The organism is Heterorhizobium halophytocola (assembly GCF_017873095.1).
In the GTDB taxonomy this organism is placed as follows: Bacteria; Pseudomonadota; Alphaproteobacteria; order Rhizobiales; family Rhizobiaceae; genus Allorhizobium; species Allorhizobium halophytocola.
The window spans coordinates 297,778-314,481 of record NZ_JAGGJU010000005.1; the positions used below are offsets into that span (position 1 = coordinate 297,778).

Consider the following 16,704-nt stretch of genomic DNA (forward strand, 5'->3'; position numbering starts at 1 on the left):
AAACGGCGGGATCTCCGATCCCGCCGTCTGCCCGTGTCATCCCTTCGGAAATTCCAGTCCCATTTCCCGGAAGCGTTCGGGATCGTTGCCCCAGTTTTCCCGCACCTTGACGAACAGGAAGAGGTGCACCGGCTGCTCCAGGATTTCGGATAGCTCCTTGCGCGACGCGGTCGAGATCGCCTTGATCGCATCGCCCTTGGCACCGAGCACGATCTTCTTCTGGCTGTCGCGCTCGACATAGATCACCTGCTCGATGCGCACCGAGCCGTCCTTGCGCTCTTCCCACTTCTCCGTCTCGACATGCGAGGCATAGGGCAGTTCCTGGTGCAGACGCAGGAACAGCTTTTCGCGGGTGATTTCGGCCGCCAGCTGGCGCATCGGCAGATCGGAGATCTGGTCCTCCGGATAGTACCAGGGCCCCTCCGGCAGGCGTTTCGACAGATAGTCGAGCACGTCCTTGCAGCCGGCGCCGGTCGCGGCGGAAATCATGAAGGTGCGCTCGAATTCCACGGCATCGTTGGCCTGGGCGGCAAGCTTCAGCAGGTCCTCGCGCTTGACCCGGTCGATCTTGTTGAGCACCAGGATCTTCGGCTGGTGCACATCCTTCAGCGCCTCGAGGATCGCCTCACCGTCGCCGCGCAACCCGCGCTCGGCGTCGATCAGCAGCATGATGATATCGGCATCCTTGGCGCCGCCCCAGGCCGAGGTGACCATGGCGCGGTCGAGCTTGCGCCGCGGCTTGAAGATGCCGGGCGTGTCCATGAAGACGATCTGGGCATTGTCGTGAATGGCGATGCCGCGCATCACAGCGCGCGTCGTCTGCACCTTGTGGCTGACGATCGACACCTTGGCGCCGACGAAGCGGTTGACCAGCGTCGACTTGCCGGCATTGGTCGGCCCGATCAGCGCGACGAAGCCGGAATGGGTGTTCTGTGGCACGCCGTCGCCGCCCTGCGGCTTGTCGCCCGTGTCAATTTCTGTATCGGTCATCGCTCTTTTTCTTCTTTTTCTCGATCAGTCGGTCTCGCCGGCATCGGCGTCGGCGGCCCAGACGCCCTCGCGCTCCAGAAGGCCCTGGGCGGCAACCTGTTCGGCTGCCCGCTTGGAGCGGTCTACGCCTTTTGCCGGCGCAAGTCCCGGAATATCGACGCGCACGGTGAAACGCGGATCATGATCCGGTCCGCTGCGTTCTTCAATGGTATAGCTGGGGGTCGCGGCAAACTGGGCATGGGCCCATTCCTGCAGCTCGGTCTTGGCGTCACGGCGCCCGGCACCGGTGCTCGTTGCTCTCGCCGACCAGCGGCTGAGCACGAAGGCCCGCGCCGCCTCCATGCCGCCATCCAGATAGATCGCCGCAATCAGGCTCTCGACGACATCGGCACGCACGTTCAGCATCGCCTTGCCGGTCAGCTTCTTCACGTCGGCGCCGGTGCGGATATAGCGATGCAGTTCCATCTCGTCGGCGATCGCCGCGCAGGTCTCGGCGCTCACCAGCTGGTTCAGCCGGACCGAAAGCTCGCCCTCGGATGCCTCGCGAAAGGTGCCGAACAGCAGTTCGGCGATGCACAGGCCCAGCACCCGGTCGCCGAGGAATTCGAGCCGCTCATAATCGCGGCCCTTGGCGGGTCGCGCGCTCGAATGGGTCAGCGCGCGCTCGAGCCGGCTCTTGTCGGTAAAGCTGTGGCCCAGGAGCGCCTCGACCCGCGCCCTTTCGTCCGCCGAGAAACCCGACTTCGCCATTCAGTCTACGCTCTTGAAGATGCGATCCCAGCGCATGTTGGACGGCCATTTCCAGATCTCGCGGAACGAGGTGTCGTTGCCGAGCGAGAAGAAGATCAGCGAGGCGCGGCCGACCAGATTTTCGGCCGGCACGAAGCCGACGTCGAAACGGCTGTCGAGCGAGTTGTCGCGGTTGTCGCCCATCATGAAATAATGATCCGGCGGCACGATGAATTCGCGCGTGTTGTCGCCGCGCGAATCCGTGGACTGATCAAGCGTGTCGTAATTCCTGCCCGAGGGCAGCTGTTCGCGGAACACCGGCACGTCGGCGCCCGGATCGAGGTGATAGTCGGAGGTGAACGTGCCGTCGGGCTCGCGCGGGACCGGCTTGCCGTTCAGATAGAGTACGTCGTTGATCACCTGGATACGGTCGCCCGGCAGGCCGATCAGCCGCTTGATGTAATCGACTTCGGGGTTGGGCGGGAAGCGGAAGACCACCACGTCACCGCGCTTGGGCTCGGAGGCGAAGATCCGGCCGGAGAACAGGTTCGGCGAAAACGGCAGCGAATATTTGGAGAAGCCGTAGGCGAACTTGTTGACGAAGATGTAGTCGCCGACCAGCAGAGTCGGCATCATCGAGCCCGAGGGGATGGTGAAAGGCTGGAACAGCACCGTCCTGATCACAGTCGCCAAAAGCAGCGCCTGGATGACCACCTTGATGTTTTCCCAAAGCGCGCTCTGCTTTTTTTCAGCTCTTTCGGTCACGCGTACACGTCCTCTTGCTCAGAAATTTCGCCCTTCCTAGTCCTTTCGCCGTCAGCGGGCAACGGCCCGCCAGCGAAATTTGCGCCTCACGCCTTGATCGGCAGGGCCTCGATGATGACGAAGGCCTGGGCATAGGGATGTTCGTCGGTGATCGTCAGGTGGACGACGGCCTCGTGTCCCGCCGGCAGCAGGCGCTGCAGCTGCTCGGCCGCTCCGCCGGTCAGCGCCATGGTCGGCTTGCCGCCCTTTGCATTGACCACGCCCATGTCCTTCCACAGAACGCCGTCGGCAAAGCCGGTGCCGAGCGCCTTGGAGCAGGCTTCCTTGGCCGCGAAGCGCTTGGCGTAGGAGGCCGCCTTGTGCTTGCGACGCTCGCAGGTGTCGCGCTCGATGGCGGTGAAGCAACGGTCGATGAACCGGTCGCCGAAGCGGTCGATCGATCTTTCGATGCGGGTGATGTCGGTCAGGTCGCTGCCGATGCCGATGATCATGCGCCGGCCTGCCTCACACGCTGGCCGGGCCGGTGATCGCGGCCTTTAGCCGCGCCCGGCTGCGGGCTGCAAGCTTGACGCGGCGGCGGGCCTGATAGCCGCGCACGACGAAATAGAGGACGATATAGACCGTCGCGCCGGTGATCAGCGCAGGCGGAATGGCGCCGATGACCATCGGCTTCAGGACCGGGTTCCAGATCTGCGAGAGATCGGCATGCTCGAACAGCTGCCGCAGATTGATATGGCGGCCGGCATGCGGCGGCTCGCCCAGCATGCGCTTGCCGATCTGCCACGTGGCCGTCCAGATGAAGGGGAATGTCAGGGGATTGCCAAACGCCGTGCCGAGCGCTGCGGCAACCATGTTGCCGGCAAGCACGAAGGCGATCGCGAAGGACAGGATGAAATGAAACCCCATGAAAGGGGTCCAGGAGGCCATCACGCCGGCGGCGACGCCGGCAGCAATGGAATGCGGCGAGGCCGTCAGCCGCAGAATGCGCATCCGGAAGTACTGGAATGGACGGATGAAGCCCTTGCGCGGCCAGACAAGGCCTGAGAGCTTTTCCTTCCAACCGGCAGGCTTACGGCGACGAAACAACATGCTTCACATGTAGTGGATGTGCTCTCGGCCTGACAAGGGTATTTAAGCGTGTCCGACGCCGGCCAGGCGTTTTTTGGCCGACGTGCATGCCGTGTGGTTTTCGGAGACCTCAGAGGCCGCCGCGGAACAGACCCCGGTCGACCTGACGTTGGCGGTATTCCAGATCGAAGCGGTCACGGGCGCCGTTCAGATATGCCATTTCGCGCTCTGCGAGCGACGGGATGCGAAGGCTGCGAGCGATTTTGCGGAACGAACCAAACATGGTTTTCTCTCCTTTTTCCAAAGATTTGCAGCTAAGTTCTGCTGCCTTGCTTGTTGAAGAGAATATATGTGTGCACCGCACAAAGTACCAGCGCTGGATACCGACCCCAGCCATGCGCAAAACGCATAGCAAGCGCTTTCTGCGCCCTCTTTTGCCCAAAATTGACGCATCTGCCTGCCGCCGGAACGGGCTGAGGGTGCTTGCGCGGGCAATCCAGAGACGTGAAGGGCAAACCCGGCCGCGACGGCCGGTGCCTTATCCTTGGTAAAAACCGGTTGGTGTCAGTCGTAGCTGCGGCTGACGGTGGAGATGCAGTCGAGTTCCTTCAGCTGCGCCAGGAGCTGGTTCAGCTGGCGCAGGTCCCAGACCTCCACATCAACGGCCATTTCGGTGAAGTCCGTTGCGATGCGCACCATGCCGAGCACACGGATATTGACGTCGAGCGCCGCAATCACCTGCGCCACATCGGCCAGCGCCCCCGGCTCGTTCAGCGCATTGATCATGATGCGCGCGACGAATCTCGACTTGTTGGCCTCGTCGAGGTCCCAGCGGACATCGACCCAGCGTTCCGGCTCGTCATAATATTTCTGCAGGATGGCGGCCTGGATCGGATAGATGGTCAGCGCGTGCCCGGCCTCGCTCTCGTCCATGATGCCGACAATGCGATCGCCGGGCACGGCACCGGCCGGTGCGAAGCGGACCTCGACATTGGCCGACAGACCGCGCAGGGGAAGCGTGTCGGCAGGCGCCGAGGCATTGACCTTCGCCTCCCCGTCCCCGCCCTGCCCCGGCAGCTTGAACATCATGCCGACAGCGCTCGGCATGTTGAACCAGCCCTCGTCATTGGCAGGCTTTACCGTGACGCGTTCGTCCTGATAGTCGGGATAGACGGCCCGCAGCACGTCGAGCGACGACATCTCGCCGCGGCCGACCTGGGCGATCGCGTCTTCCACATCGCGCTGGCCGAGCCGATGCAGCACGGGCTTCAGCACCTCACGGGTGAACACCTTGCCGGCGCGCTCGAAGGTGCGCTCCAGGATGCGGTGGCCGAGACCGGCATATTGCTTGCGGATCGCCATGCGGGTCGCGCGTCGGATGGCGGCCCGCGCCTTGCCGGTGACGACGATCTCCTCCCAGGCTGCCGGTGGCACCTGCACGCCGGAGCGGATGATCTCCACCTCGTCGCCATTCGACAGACGGGTGACGAGCGGCATGATCGAGCCGTTGATCTTGGCGCCGACGCAGGTGTCGCCGATATTGGTGTGCACCGCATAGGCAAAATCGATAGGCGTCGCGCCCCGCGGCAGCGCGATCAGCTTGCCCTTCGGCGTGAAGCAGAAGACCTGATCCTGGAACAGTTCGAGCTTGGTGTGCTCGAGGAATTCCTCGGCATTGTCGCCGTCGGCCAGCGCCTCGATCGTGTGGCGCAGCCAGGAATAGGCATTGCTTTCCGGCGACAGCAGATCGCCGTCGTTTTCGCCGTCCTTGTAGAGCGCATGGGCGGCAATGCCCTGCTCGGCGATCTCGTGCATGCGCAGGGTGCGGATCTGCAGTTCGATACGCTGGCGCGACGGGCCGACAATGGTGGTGTGGATCGAGCGGTAATCATTCTGCTTGGGCGTCGAGATATAGTCCTTGAACCGGCCCGGCACCACGCGCCAGCGGGTATGGACGATCCCGAGCGCGCGGTAGCAGTCGGCGGTGTCGTCGACGATGATGCGGAAGCCATAGACATCCGAGAGCTGCTCGAAGGAGAGCGATTTCGACTGCATCTTGCGGAACACCGAATAGGGCTTCTTCTGCCGCCCCTTCACCTTGGCGTTCTTCAGGCCGCTGCGCACCAGCAGATCGCGCAATTCGTCCTCGATCTTGGTGATCAGCCCCTCGTTGCGCAGCGACAACCCTTCCAGCTTGCGCGTCACTGTTTCGTAGGCTTCCGGATTGGTGTAGCGGAAGGACAGGTCCTCCAGCTCGTCGCGCATGTCCTGCATGCCCATGCGGCCGGCGAGCGGCGCATAGATTTCCATCGTCTCTTCGGAAATGCGCGCGCGCTTGTCGTCGCGCATGTGCTCCAGCGTGCGCATATTGTGCAGGCGATCGGCGAGCTTGACCAGCAGCACGCGGACATCGTCCGAGATCGCCAGCAGCAGCTTGCGCAGGTTTTCCGCCTGCTTGGCCTTTTTCGACACAAGATCCAGCTTCTTCAGCTTGGTCAGTCCCTCGACCAGCCGGCCGATATCCTCGCCGAACAGTTCGTCGATCTCCTGGCGGGTGGCCGAGGTGTCTTCGATGGTGTCGTGGAGCAGGGCGACCGCGATCGTCGATTCATCGAGATGCATGTCGGTGAGGATGGCGGCGACTTCGAGCGGATGGGAAATATAGGGGTCGCCGCTGGCGCGCTTCTGCTGGCCATGTTTCTGCATGGCATAGACATAGGCTTTGTTCAGGAGGGCTTCGTTTGCGTCGGCCTTATATTTCTGAACCCGTTCCACGAGTTCGTATTGCCGCATCATCCACTGCAACTCCTAAAACGAAATGCGCGCCAACCGGTCGGATTGGCGCACACGATATCATGATTGCGACGAGACTAGGCCGCAAAATCTTGACAATCAGTAATCGTCGCTCTTCTCGGGCGGTACAAGACCCTCGATGCCGGCAAGCAGTTCTTCTTCCGACATCTGGTCGAAGTTGACGGTTTCCGGGGCGTCGTCCTCGACGTCGTCGCGGATCACCGGAGCGCCGCCGGCCGTGCTTGCGGCCTCCTGTTCCGGCTCGTCCACTTCGACATGCTTCTGCAGCGAATGGATGAGGTCTTCCTTCAGGTCGCCGGGCGACAGGGTCTCGTCGGCGATTTCGCGCAGGGCAACGACAGGGTTCTTGTCATTGTCGCGATCGATCGTGATCTGCGAACCCTGGGAGATCTGCCGGGCGCGGTGACTTGCCAGCAGAACGAGTTCAAACCGGTTGTCGACCTTGTCGATGCAATCTTCAACTGTGACGCGGGCCATGGCCTGTCCTTTGTAATTCATTTCTCAAGGGATTGCCGTGCGGATACATTTAAAGTGGCCGGAATTCAAGTTTTTCCTCGCCGCCGCCGCATTTAGAGCCCGATAAGCTGATTTTTACTAATTAAAGTCACGGCAGCACAACCTATGCGTGCTTGGAATATCGCGAATCGTGGCATACACACATTCGTATATGAAGAAGTCATAATTTATTGACATGGGGGACTTCATTTTATGCAGTGCGCCAAATCCACTTCATGCCCGCCTGCGTAATCTGGTTTGCGTTAGAGGATTTTTTGAATGTTTGACCCTAGGGAAAAAATAGCCCTTTTCATCGACGGCGCCAATCTTTACGCCGCGTCCAAGAACCTTGGTTTCGACATAGACTACCGGAAACTTTTGAAATCTTTTCAGAAGCGCGGGTATATGTTGCGTGCTTATTATTACACGGCACTGATTGAAGACCAGGAATATTCGTCGATCCGTCCGCTGATCGACTGGCTCGATTACAACGGCTACAAGGTCGTCACCAAGCCAGCCAAGGAATTCACGGATTCCATGGGCCGCCGCAAGGTGAAGGGCAATATGGACATCGAGCTTGCCATCGATGCGATGGAACAGGCCGAAACGGTCGATCATCTTGTGATCTTTTCCGGCGACGGCGATTTCACCACGCTGGTCGAGGCGCTGCAGCGCAAGGGCCGCAAGGTTTCCGTCGTCTCGACCATGGCGACCCAGCCGCCGATGATCGCCGACGATCTGCGCCGACAGGCAGACCACTTCCTCGACCTGATCAGCCTGAAGGCAGAGATCGGCCGAGACCCGAGCGAGCGGGCGGTGCGTCATGTGCCGGAGCCGCAGTCGGCCGACGCCGAGGAATAAGGCGGCCTGCGCGCCACCTTCTGCCGGCTGGTGCGGAGAAAATGAAATCCGTGCCCGTTTTTCGGCGGCGAAATTTTGGGGTTGTGCCAAACTTGGCCGATGTTGACCGAACACCTCACTGACGACGACTACTACCACGCCCTCGTCGAGCGCGATGCAGCGCTCGACGGCCTTGCCTTCGTGTGTGTCACCTCCACGGGCATCTTCTGCCGCTTCACCTGTCCTGCCCGCAAACCGAAGCGGGAGAACTGCCGGTTTCACACGACGATCGCCGAATGCATGGAGGCCGGTTTCCGGCCCTGCAAGCGCTGCCGACCGCTGTTGCGTCCCGGCGAAGGCGATCCCGTGATCGCCCCGCTATTGGAGGCGCTGGAGGCCGATCCGGCGCGCCGCTTCCGTCAATCCGACATCGCCGCCATGGGTTTCGATCCTTCCACCGTTCGACGCGCCTTCAAGCGACGCTTCGGCATGAGCTTCCTGGAGATGGCACGGCAAAGACGCATGGGTGCGGCCGTCCAGCGCCTGGCGGGCGGCGGCCCGGTGATCGAAGCGCAGATCGATGCCGGCTTCGAGTCCGGCAGCGGATTTCGAAGTGCCGTCACCCAGCTGTTCGGCGCGCCGCCCCGGCACTGGAAAGACATGCCCCTGCTCAAGGCGAGCTTCCTCGACACGCCCATCGGCCCGATGGTGGCGATCTGCTGCGATCACGCGCTGCATCTGCTGGAATTTGCCGATCGCCCTGCCCTGCCGGCCGAAATCCGTGCCCTACGGCGTGACAACAAGACCGGCATCGTCACCGGTCGGACGGCGGTGACCGACCGGATCGAAGCGGAGCTCACAGGCTATTTCGCCGGGAAGCCGGCCGCATTCACCGTGCCGCTCAGCCGCCACGGCACCCCGTTCGAACGACAGGTCTGGCAGGCTCTGCGGGCAATTCCGCCAGGCGAAACCCGCGCCTATCTGATGCTTGCGACAGCGCTCGACCGTCCGACGGCATTCCGGGCGGTCGCACGGGCAAACGGCGCAAACCGCCTGGCGATCGTCATCCCCTGTCACCGGGTGATCGGCTCGGATGGCGGGCTTACCGGCTATGGTGGCGGGCTCTGGCGCAAGCGGTGGCTTCTCGAACACGAACGCCGGATGACCGCCGGAATTCCCGCATCGACAGCAGAGGCATGCCCATGACGATCGAAACGGCCAGGACCTTCGCCGCCTTGCATGTCAAAGGCGATCCCGTCATTCTCTACAATGTCTGGGATGCCGGGTCGGCGCGCGCTGTCGAGGCAGCCGGCGCCACGGCGCTTGCCACCGGAAGCTGGTCGCTCGCCGCCGCCCATGGCTACCGGGACGGAGAGGCCATGCCCTTTGCCCTGGTCGAAACGATCGTCGATCGCATCACGGCCAGCACCGGGCTGCCTTTATCGGTCGATTTCGAGAGCGGCTATGCAGAGGCGGCGTCGGACGTCGCAGACAATTTGCGCCGGCTGATCCGCATCGGCGTGGTCGGCGTCAATTTCGAAGACGGATCCGGTGCCGACCAGAGCCTGCATCCGGTCGAGCGGCAGGCCGCCTGCATCGCCGCGATGCGCGATGTCGCGGTGGCCGAGGGCATACCGGTCTTCATCAATGCCCGCACCGACCATTTTCTGATCGAGAGCGATGCCACCCGGCATCCGGCGCTTGTCGACGCCGTGATTGCCCGCGGCCTTGCCTATGACAGCGCCGGCGCGGACGGGTTCTTCGTCCCGGGACTGACCGACGAGGCGCTGATCGGGCAGATTTGTGCCGCCGTGCCATTGCCGGTCAATGTCATGATAACAGGGAAATCTCCGCCCTTGCTCCGGTTCGCCGAGCTCGGAGTTGCCCGGGTGAGCCACGGTCCCGGGCCCTATCGGAAGGCAATGAGCGGACTGACCGAAGCGGCACGGGCCGCGTTTGCCGAGCGCGCGTAATCCGATTGCCTTAACCGGCATCCCGTCCCCTCGCCCATTTCGGCAGAATCAATTTCCCTTATTGATGCCATTTAGAACATTCGTTGGACGGACAGGTGTCGTTTTGACATGACATTCCCACAACCCTGCGTCGCATTATTTTCGGTGCGGGCCCATCCCCATCGCGCAACCTCCAACGCCACCGCCTGACACGCGACGCTTCGCGTTTCGGCAAAATGTTCGTGCCTTCTGTTGAAAGGATCACACCATGTGCACGACCGACCAGCCTATCGCCCACGCTCCCGTCATGACGCCGCAGACCTTCGTCTCGCGCCTCACCCGCTGGATCGCCCGGACAGGCCTGGCGGTGCTGCGCAGACGATCGGACCGCAGGCACAATCCCTTTTCCGATCTCGACGACTACATGCGCCGCGATATCGGTCAGGCCGGATACTATGATCCGGCAGAGCAGCTCAACCGGGACAGGATGATCGCGATGGCAATGCTGTATTCCCGGCACTGACGACCGGCTCTGGCCGCCGCTGCATCAGCCGGCGGCCAGCACATCCAGCGACGGCTCTCTGTTCATGTCGCTCCTGTCTTCTTGTCATCGCGCGCCGGTGTCGGCGTGCTCCGGCGCGCAGATGCGGCCGGCAGATGTTCCGGTCGCAGCATCGGCGGGCTCGGCGCGCACGGCGCGCTGCCGGTTTGCCCGGTTGATCACCCGATCGAGACGGTTAAGGCCCCGGACCACCCAATCCAGCCCCTGCCATTCGGCGCGCTCCAGAGGATCGGCCAGAGGGTCGGCCGACTGAGGCCGCCCCCCTGCCCGCACGCGCGTCGATGCCTCGAAGATCAAAAGCCAGTTGAGCATCACGGCGGTTTTCTCCACAATCGGTTGCCAAGACCGTCAGTTAAGCGCCGGCCGACGGCGCGTGTAGACGCGCGGATGAACGGAGCATTTCAGCGATGAAAGACGAGAACTGGGATGACCTCAGGCTGTTCCTCGAGGTCGCCACCGCCGGCGGACTTGTCGGCGCCGCCGAGCGCAGCGGCGTCAGTGCGCCGACCATCGGCCGGCGCATGCTGGCGCTCGAGCGGGCAACCGGACACGTGCTTTTCGAGCGCAACACCAGGGGCTATGGTCTGGCGCCCGACGGGGAGGTGCTGCTGCGGCATGTGCGCGAAATGGATGCGCAGGCCGCCCTGATCCGCCGCTGGAACGAGAACGGCTATTCGCTGCCGATCGTCTCGGTCGCCGGCGATGGCTGGATCTCGCAGTTTCTCGCCCGCGAACTCGGATCCCTGTGGACGCCCGCAGATCCCTTCCGCCTTTGCCTCAAGGCGAGCGAAAGGGATGTCGATCTGACTTTCCGCGAGGCGGAGATCGCGCTGACCGACCGGCGCCCTTCGGCCGGCAATGTTGCCGCGCGGCAGTCGGTCGGGATCGCCTTTGCCGTCTATGCGACGCCGCAGGTCGCGGGCGAGCCCGGGGAACGGTGGATCTCGATCGGCCGCGAACAGGCTTCCCGGGCCTCGGATCGCTTCATTTCGCAGCAGGCCGACAAATGGATCAGCATCTGGACCACGACGACCGCCTCGCTGCTGGAGCTTGCCCGTTCTGGCGGGGGCCGCGTCATTCTGCCCTGCTTCGTCGGCGACCGCGAGCCGGCACTTGTCCGCATCGGCGACCCGATCGGCGATCTTGCAGTCCATTTGTGGATCACCATGCATGACGACGATCGCCACCGGCCGGAGGTTCGAAAGATGATCGACAGGCTTGCGGCGCTGCTGGATCGCCATGCCGCACTGTTTTCGGGGTCCTTGGCCAAAGCGCCGGCGGTCGAGCTGGCCGCGGAATAGCAGCCGATAGCGCGTGACCATGCAACCGGGGCGGAAGGTTGTGGACCCCTTCCGCGCCGCTGGACGTCCAAAAAAAGGCCCGCCGATCCGGCGAGCCCTGTTTCGAACGTTCGACGAGAAAGGCGGCGGCTCAGCCGCCGGTCTTGAGCAGGCGCTGCTTCTGCCGGTTCCAGTCGCGTTCCTTCGAGGTCTCGCGCTTGTCGTGCAGCTTCTTGCCCTTGGCGAGCGCCAGTTCGAGCTTGGCCCTGCCCTTTTCGTTGAAATAAATCTTCAGCGGCACCAGCGTCATGCCTTCGCGGTTGATCCCGACGCGGAGGCGACCGATCTCGCGCTTGTTCAGCAGCAGCTTGCGATTGCGCCGCGGCGCGTGGTTGAAGCGGTTGGCCTGCAGATATTCGGGCAGGTAGGAATTGATCAGCCAGATCTCGTTGCCCTCGTCCGAGGCATAGGATTCGGCGATATTGGCCTTGCCTTCGCGCAGCGACTTGACCTCGGTGCCGGTCAGAGCCAGCCCGGCCTCGTAGGTATCGATGATTTCGTAGTTGAAGCGCGCCTTGCGGTTTTCCGCGACGATCTTGTTTACGGTGCGCTGGCTGCCACGCGGTGCCATATCCTGCCTACTTCCACTTTTGTCCGTCGGTGTTCTTCTGAAAGGCCGGCGGCGGACATCCGCCGACTGGTGTCATCCCCATGTAATATAGGCAGCAGCCGAAATAAAGACGCCGGGGTGAAACCCGGCCCTTCCCGTCAGTTCAGCAGACCCGCATGGATCAGCGCTGCGTCGATCGCCGCTTCGGTTGCCGGCTCCAGCGACGACATCAGCGGCAGGCGCACATCGCGGCCGATGCGGCCGAGCTTGTAGAGACCGTATTTCGCACCGGACACGCCGGGCTCCATGAAGATCGCCTTGTGCAGCGGCATCAGCCGGTCCTGATAGTCGAGCGCCCGCTTGAAATCGCCGGCCTGCATGGCCGCCTGGAACTCCGAACAGAGCCGCGGCGCGACATTGGCCGTCACCGAGATGCAGCCGACGCCGCCCTGGGCATAAAAGCCAAGCGCTGTCGCATCCTCGCCGGAGAGCTGGATGAAATCGGCGCCGCAGGTCATCCGCTGTTCCGAGACGCGCTCGATCTTGCCGGTCGCATCCTTCACGCCGACAATGTTCTTATGCGCCTTCACCAGCGCCGCCATGGTTTCCGGCGACATGTCGATCACCGAACGCGGCGGGATGTTGTAGATGATGATCGGCAGCGAGGTTGCCTCGGCGATCGCGGTGAAATGGGCGATCAGCCCCTTCTGCGTCGGCTTGTTGTAATAGGGTGTGACGACCAGCAGCGCATCGGCGCCCGCCTTTTCCGCGTATTGGGCAAGCTCGATCGCTTCAATCGTGTTGTTGGAGCCGGCACCGGCAATCACCGGCACGCGCTTGTCTGCCACTTCGACGCAGAGTTCCACCACCCGTTTGTGCTCGTCATGGGACAAAGTCGGCGATTCCCCCGTCGTGCCGACCGGCACCAGGCCTGTCGAGCCTTCTGAAATCTGCCATTCCACATGCGCGGCAAAGGCTGACTCGTCGATGGCGCCGTTTGCGGTCATGGGCGTGACGAGAGCGGGAATGGATCCCTGGAACATGCAATAAACTCCTGACGGCCCTTCACTCTTAGGCCGTAATCCTCGACTATGAACGCCGGCACATTACTTTCAAGCCCCCTGGCGGGCAAGCAGGGCTTGGAAGGATTGTGACAGAAAGAGCGGGAAAGAGAATTCCAATTTTGTGGGCAAGGGTTAAGACTTTTTCAACCGTGACGGCAGCCAATACGTTCCAGGAAAACCTCTTTGCGGGCAACGGCATGCGCAGGCTTGCAGCCACCTTGGCGCTCTTCGGCTTTGTGCTTTCGACACTTGGCGCAGTCCAGGCTGACGCCGGTGATGCGGTGCCCGTGCCGATGAAGCGGCCGCGCGCCGCAGACGCGCTGGAACAGCCGATGCCGCCGGCCGCCATCGGGGCATTGCCGATGCCGGCCCCCCTGCCGATGGTCAAGCCCGACGTGGTCGCCAGCCCAGAGATCACCGGCACCATCCCCAAGGCCAGCCGACTGCTCACCTCCAGCAGCAACCTCAAATCCGGTCTCGATGCGATCTCCAACAAGGATGCGGGCGAGGCGATCGCCATTCGCGATGCCATGCCGCAATCGCTGGACCGGCACCTGCTGACCTGGTCGATCGCCAGATCCGGGCTGTCGGGTGTCCCGTCCTCCGAGATTGCCAGAGCCCAGCACGAACTGGCCGGCTGGCCGGGGCTTTCCGCCTTCCGGGCCAATTCCGAGCGGGCGCTTTACCGCGAGGATCCGCCGGCATCGCAGGTTCTGTCAGCCTTCGGCACCTCGCCGCCCGAGACAGTGGAAGGCGCAATGGCGCTTGCCAAGGCGAAGATCGCCACCGGCGACAGCAAGGCCGCAGCCGCCGTCATCACCGCATTCTGGCGTCACAAGGCACTCGATACGGCGACCGAAGACAAGGTTCTTGCAGCTTTCGGCAGCCTGCTGACCCCGGCCGACCACAAGGCGCGGATGGATTACCTGATGTATCGGGGGCGGATCTCGCAGGCAAAACGCTTTGCGAGCCTGGGCGAGGCCTATTCGCTCTACCAGGCCTGGGCTGCCGTTTCCAATCGCGCCTCCAACGCCGATGTACTGATCGCCAAGGTGGACGATAGCTGGGACACGGATCCGGCCCTGCTCTTCGTGCGGATCGTCAACCTGCGCCACAAGGACAAGTTTTCCGAGGCGGAGGCCTTGTTGAAGACGATGCCGCGCGACCCGGCGAGGCTGATCAACACCGGCGAATGGTGGAACGAGGAGCGGATCGTCGCGCGTGGCCTTGCCGATCTCGGCAAATACCGGGATGCCTACCGGATCGTGTCCCACTCGGTCGCCCGCGAGCCGACCGATGTGGTCGACGCCGAATTTCATGCCGGCTGGTTCGCGCTGCGCGGCCTGAACGACCCGAAGACGGCGGAAGTCCATTTTCGCAGGCTCCTTGCCGCCGCGCGCGGACCGATCTCGGTTTCGAGGGCCTGGTACTGGCTCGGGCGGTCAGCCGAGGCGGAAAAAGACAGTGAAGCGGCCCATGCCGATTTCCTGAAGGCCGCCAATCTGCCGGCCACATTCTACGGACAGCTTGCCGCCGCCCGGCTGAAGCGCAACCTGCTCGACATCCGCTATCCCTCGCCGACCGCATCGGATCGCCAGCGGTTTGCCGCGCGCGAGGCGGTGCAGGCGATCCAACGCTTCGAGGATGCCGGCTATGGCTGGCGTGCCAACGCACTTTATCTGGCGCTCGCCGACGACCTGAAAAGCCCGGGCGAACTGGCGCTTCTGACCGCCAAAGCCGAGCAGGCCGGCGACCACCATCTGTCGCTGCAGGTCGGCAAGATCGCCTATGGCCGCGGCATCGACGTGCCGGCACTGGCCTTTCCGGTCGGGGTCATTCCGGACGGCGCCGATATCGGCGGTTCCGGCAAGGCGCTTGCCTATGCGATCGCGCGCCAGGAAAGCGCGTTCAATCCGACTGCCGTATCGGGCGCCAATGCCCGAGGCCTGCTGCAGATCCTGCCCGGCACCGCCAAGGGCGTCGCCGCCCGCCATGGTCTGGCCTATTCGAAGGATCGGCTGACGGAAGATGCCGGCTATAACGCCACACTCGGAGCGCATTATCTCGGCGAACAGATCGCCAGTTTCGACGGCTCCTATATCCTGACCTTCATCGCCTATAATGCCGGCCCGCGGCGCGTGACTGAATGGGTGGCCCGCTATGGCGACCCGCGCGGCCTGCCGATCGATGACGTGGTCGACTGGATCGAGCGCATCCCCTTCCCCGAGACCCGCAATTATGTCCAGCGGATCATGGAGAACTACCAGGTCTACAAGGCGCGGCTGGGGCAGACGGCAAGGATCGAAGAGGATCTGCGCTTCGGGCGTTGACGCCATGCCCGCCCGGGATATCCTTGTCACTCGCCGCTGCAGCTGGTCGCGCGCTTATGCGCGGCCCGCATTGTCGGGCGATATGTCGCGCGCCGCCGTCAACCGTCCGATTACGGCGCTTGCCCCTCGCCCTCCTCGTCTTCGCGCTCTAGATTGATCCGGCAGTGGCTGCACTGCGCGTGCAGCGTTACAAGCAAGCCCGGAGGATGTGCGAATGGCGGACGAGATCTATCGCGACCACTGGTTCAAGACCGAGGACGGACTGAAGATCCATGCCCGTCTTTATGGCGACGACGGCGCTGCGCAGACAATTATCTGCCTGCCCGGCCTGACGCGCAATGGCCGGGATTTCGACAAACTGGCGCGGCGCCTGATTGCGGGTGAGACACGCAATGTCCGGGTCATCACGATCGATTCGCGCGGGCGCGGCCTCTCCGATCAGGATACCGACGAGAGCCGCTATACGCTGCCGGTGGAAACCGGAGATGTGCTGTCTGTCTGCGCCGAGCTCGGCATCGGGAAGGCCATTTTCATCGGCACGTCACGCGGCGGCCTGGTGCTGCATCTGATCGCGGCCCTGCAGCCGGATCTGCTCGGCGCCGTCATTCTTAACGATATCGGCCCGGTGATCGATATCGAGGGTCTGCGCCATATCCAGGACTATCTGACCCGCGAGCGGCTGCCGCCGAAAACCTGGTCGGACGCCATGGCCTCGCAGAAAGCGGATCACGCAGCAGCCTTTCCGGCGCTTGCCGATGACGACTGGCTGGAACTGAGCACAGCGCTCTACCGCGAGATCGACGGAGACATCCGGCCGGACTATGATCCGGTGATCGCCGAACAGATGGCAGCCGTCGACCTGAGCAAGCCCGGCCGCGATCTCTGGCCGGAATTCGACGGCTTCGGCAGCATTCCGATGATGGTCATCCGCGGCGAAAATTCCACTTTGCTGTCAGAGGCAACCGTCAAGGCAATGGCCGAGCGACATCCCGGCCTCGAATGCGTGACGGCATCAGGTCAGGGCCATCCGCCGCTGCTGCATCTCGAAGAGATCGCCGCCCCGATCGAGCGGTTTCTGCAAGGCGTGAAGCATCGCTGACACGCATCGCTTTCGAGAAAACAGCAAAAATACGGAGCGACACCGGCCCGTCGCGCGAGGCTGCCGCGAGCAGGACAGCGCAAAACAAAGAAGCCCGGCCACAAGG

The 16,704-nt window shown here is 63.0% G+C and carries 18 protein-coding genes; 7 read left to right on the forward strand and 11 right to left on the reverse strand.

The features are described from left to right. Positions 1 to 36 precede the first annotated feature (36 nt). The 8 genes from era to rpoZ form a co-directional block, all read right to left on the reverse strand. The gene (gene era, locus J2Z17_RS11245; protein WP_209944937.1) at positions 37 to 990 is read right to left on the reverse strand and encodes a GTPase Era; all 954 of its coding nucleotides are present in this window, start codon (positions 988 to 990) and stop codon (positions 37 to 39) included. Positions 991 to 1,014: 24 nt separating this feature from the next. Further along, positions 1,015 to 1,740, reverse strand: a complete 726-nt coding sequence (gene rnc, locus J2Z17_RS11250; protein ID WP_209944940.1) for a ribonuclease III — start codon at positions 1,738 to 1,740, stop codon at positions 1,015 to 1,017. Continuing rightward, entirely contained in the window at positions 1,741 to 2,484 is a 744-nt protein-coding gene (gene lepB, locus J2Z17_RS11255; RefSeq protein ID WP_209944942.1) for a signal peptidase I, read from the reverse strand. An 86-nt stretch (positions 2,485 to 2,570) separates the two neighbouring features. Further along, a complete protein-coding gene (acpS, locus tag J2Z17_RS11260) occupies positions 2,571 to 2,975 on the reverse strand; it encodes a holo-ACP synthase (RefSeq protein WP_209944944.1) in 405 nt (134 codons plus the stop codon). Positions 2,976 to 2,988: 13 nt separating this feature from the next. After that, positions 2,989 to 3,573 (reverse strand): DUF2062 domain-containing protein, encoded by a 585-nt coding sequence (locus tag J2Z17_RS11265; protein ID WP_209944946.1) that lies wholly within the window; start codon positions 3,571 to 3,573, stop codon positions 2,989 to 2,991. 109 nt (positions 3,574 to 3,682) lie between these two features. Then, entirely contained in the window at positions 3,683 to 3,835 is a 153-nt protein-coding gene (locus J2Z17_RS11270; RefSeq protein WP_209944948.1) for a DUF3563 family protein, read from the reverse strand. Between the two features lie 281 nt (positions 3,836 to 4,116). Further along, positions 4,117 to 6,348: a RelA/SpoT family protein gene (locus tag J2Z17_RS11275; RefSeq protein ID WP_209944950.1), complete on the reverse strand. Its 2,232-nt coding sequence runs from the start codon at positions 6,346 to 6,348 to the stop codon at positions 4,117 to 4,119. A 96-nt stretch (positions 6,349 to 6,444) separates the two neighbouring features. After that, positions 6,445 to 6,843, reverse strand: a complete 399-nt coding sequence (gene rpoZ, locus J2Z17_RS11280) for a DNA-directed RNA polymerase subunit omega (RefSeq protein WP_209944952.1) — start codon at positions 6,841 to 6,843, stop codon at positions 6,445 to 6,447. 297 nt (positions 6,844 to 7,140) lie between these two features. Here rpoZ and J2Z17_RS11285 point away from each other — a divergent pair, with 297 nt between their 5' ends. The 4 genes from J2Z17_RS11285 (at position 7,141) to J2Z17_RS11300 (ending at position 10,176) form a co-directional block, all read left to right on the forward strand. Next, positions 7,141 to 7,722, forward strand: a complete 582-nt coding sequence (locus J2Z17_RS11285; RefSeq protein ID WP_209944954.1) for a LabA-like NYN domain-containing protein — start codon at positions 7,141 to 7,143, stop codon at positions 7,720 to 7,722. A 99-nt stretch (positions 7,723 to 7,821) separates the two neighbouring features. Then, a complete protein-coding gene (locus J2Z17_RS11290) occupies positions 7,822 to 8,907 on the forward strand; it encodes a bifunctional transcriptional activator/DNA repair enzyme AdaA (protein WP_209944956.1) in 1,086 nt (361 codons plus the stop codon). Then, the gene (locus J2Z17_RS11295) at positions 8,904 to 9,674 is read left to right on the forward strand and encodes an isocitrate lyase/PEP mutase family protein (protein WP_377300017.1); all 771 of its coding nucleotides are present in this window, start codon (positions 8,904 to 8,906) and stop codon (positions 9,672 to 9,674) included. The genes J2Z17_RS11290 and J2Z17_RS11295 overlap by 4 nt, the downstream gene beginning before the upstream one ends. Before the next feature lie 247 nt (positions 9,675 to 9,921). Beyond that, a complete protein-coding gene (locus J2Z17_RS11300) occupies positions 9,922 to 10,176 on the forward strand; it encodes a hypothetical protein (protein WP_209944960.1) in 255 nt (84 codons plus the stop codon). 84 nt (positions 10,177 to 10,260) lie between these two features. Here J2Z17_RS11300 and J2Z17_RS11305 read toward each other — a convergent pair whose 3' ends face one another. Continuing rightward, positions 10,261 to 10,527: a hypothetical protein gene (locus tag J2Z17_RS11305; RefSeq protein WP_209944962.1), complete on the reverse strand. Its 267-nt coding sequence runs from the start codon at positions 10,525 to 10,527 to the stop codon at positions 10,261 to 10,263. Positions 10,528 to 10,622: 95 nt separating this feature from the next. On the opposite strand from J2Z17_RS11305, the gene J2Z17_RS11310 reads away from it, so the two are divergent. After that, positions 10,623 to 11,516 carry a LysR family transcriptional regulator gene (locus J2Z17_RS11310; RefSeq protein ID WP_209944964.1) on the forward strand — a complete coding sequence of 298 codons (894 nt, stop codon included), beginning with the start codon at positions 10,623 to 10,625 and terminating at the stop codon, positions 11,514 to 11,516. 130 nt (positions 11,517 to 11,646) lie between these two features. Here J2Z17_RS11310 and smpB read toward each other — a convergent pair whose 3' ends face one another. Next, a complete protein-coding gene (gene smpB, locus J2Z17_RS11315) occupies positions 11,647 to 12,126 on the reverse strand; it encodes an SsrA-binding protein SmpB (protein ID WP_209944965.1) in 480 nt (159 codons plus the stop codon). 137 nt (positions 12,127 to 12,263) lie between these two features. Beyond that, the gene (dapA, locus tag J2Z17_RS11320) at positions 12,264 to 13,148 is read right to left on the reverse strand and encodes a 4-hydroxy-tetrahydrodipicolinate synthase (protein ID WP_209944967.1); all 885 of its coding nucleotides are present in this window, start codon (positions 13,146 to 13,148) and stop codon (positions 12,264 to 12,266) included. Positions 13,149 to 13,366: 218 nt separating this feature from the next. Here dapA and J2Z17_RS11325 point away from each other — a divergent pair, with 218 nt between their 5' ends. Continuing rightward, positions 13,367 to 15,499 (forward strand): lytic transglycosylase domain-containing protein, encoded by a 2,133-nt coding sequence (locus tag J2Z17_RS11325; protein ID WP_377300037.1) that lies wholly within the window; start codon positions 13,367 to 13,369, stop codon positions 15,497 to 15,499. A 214-nt stretch (positions 15,500 to 15,713) separates the two neighbouring features. Next, positions 15,714 to 16,598, forward strand: a complete 885-nt coding sequence (locus tag J2Z17_RS11330; protein ID WP_209944969.1) for an alpha/beta fold hydrolase — start codon at positions 15,714 to 15,716, stop codon at positions 16,596 to 16,598. Positions 16,599 to 16,704: the final 106 nt, after the last annotated feature.

Coding starts and splice junctions, on each gene's coding strand:
- era (WP_209944937.1), bottom strand. CDS start 990: ATGACCGATACAGAAATTGACACGGGCGACAAGCCGCAGGGCGGCGAC.
- rnc (WP_209944940.1), bottom strand. CDS start 1,740: ATGGCGAAGTCGGGTTTCTCGGCGGACGAAAGGGCGCGGGTCGAGGCG.
- acpS (WP_209944944.1), bottom strand. CDS start 2,975: ATGATCATCGGCATCGGCAGCGACCTGACCGACATCACCCGCATCGAA.
- J2Z17_RS11265 (WP_209944946.1), bottom strand. CDS start 3,573: ATGTTGTTTCGTCGCCGTAAGCCTGCCGGTTGGAAGGAAAAGCTCTCA.
- J2Z17_RS11270 (WP_209944948.1), bottom strand. CDS start 3,835: ATGTTTGGTTCGTTCCGCAAAATCGCTCGCAGCCTTCGCATCCCGTCG.
- J2Z17_RS11275 (WP_209944950.1), bottom strand. CDS start 6,348: ATGATGCGGCAATACGAACTCGTGGAACGGGTTCAGAAATATAAGGCC.
- rpoZ (WP_209944952.1), bottom strand. CDS start 6,843: ATGGCCCGCGTCACAGTTGAAGATTGCATCGACAAGGTCGACAACCGG.
- J2Z17_RS11285 (WP_209944954.1), top strand. CDS start 7,141: ATGTTTGACCCTAGGGAAAAAATAGCCCTTTTCATCGACGGCGCCAAT.
- J2Z17_RS11290 (WP_209944956.1), top strand. CDS start 7,822: ATGTTGACCGAACACCTCACTGACGACGACTACTACCACGCCCTCGTC.
- J2Z17_RS11295 (WP_377300017.1), top strand. CDS start 8,904: ATGACGATCGAAACGGCCAGGACCTTCGCCGCCTTGCATGTCAAAGGC.
- J2Z17_RS11300 (WP_209944960.1), top strand. CDS start 9,922: ATGTGCACGACCGACCAGCCTATCGCCCACGCTCCCGTCATGACGCCG.
- J2Z17_RS11305 (WP_209944962.1), bottom strand. CDS start 10,527: ATGCTCAACTGGCTTTTGATCTTCGAGGCATCGACGCGCGTGCGGGCA.
- J2Z17_RS11310 (WP_209944964.1), top strand. CDS start 10,623: ATGAAAGACGAGAACTGGGATGACCTCAGGCTGTTCCTCGAGGTCGCC.
- smpB (WP_209944965.1), bottom strand. CDS start 12,126: ATGGCACCGCGTGGCAGCCAGCGCACCGTAAACAAGATCGTCGCGGAA.
- dapA (WP_209944967.1), bottom strand. CDS start 13,148: ATGTTCCAGGGATCCATTCCCGCTCTCGTCACGCCCATGACCGCAAAC.
- J2Z17_RS11325 (WP_377300037.1), top strand. CDS start 13,367: ATGCGCAGGCTTGCAGCCACCTTGGCGCTCTTCGGCTTTGTGCTTTCG.
- J2Z17_RS11330 (WP_209944969.1), top strand. CDS start 15,714: ATGGCGGACGAGATCTATCGCGACCACTGGTTCAAGACCGAGGACGGA.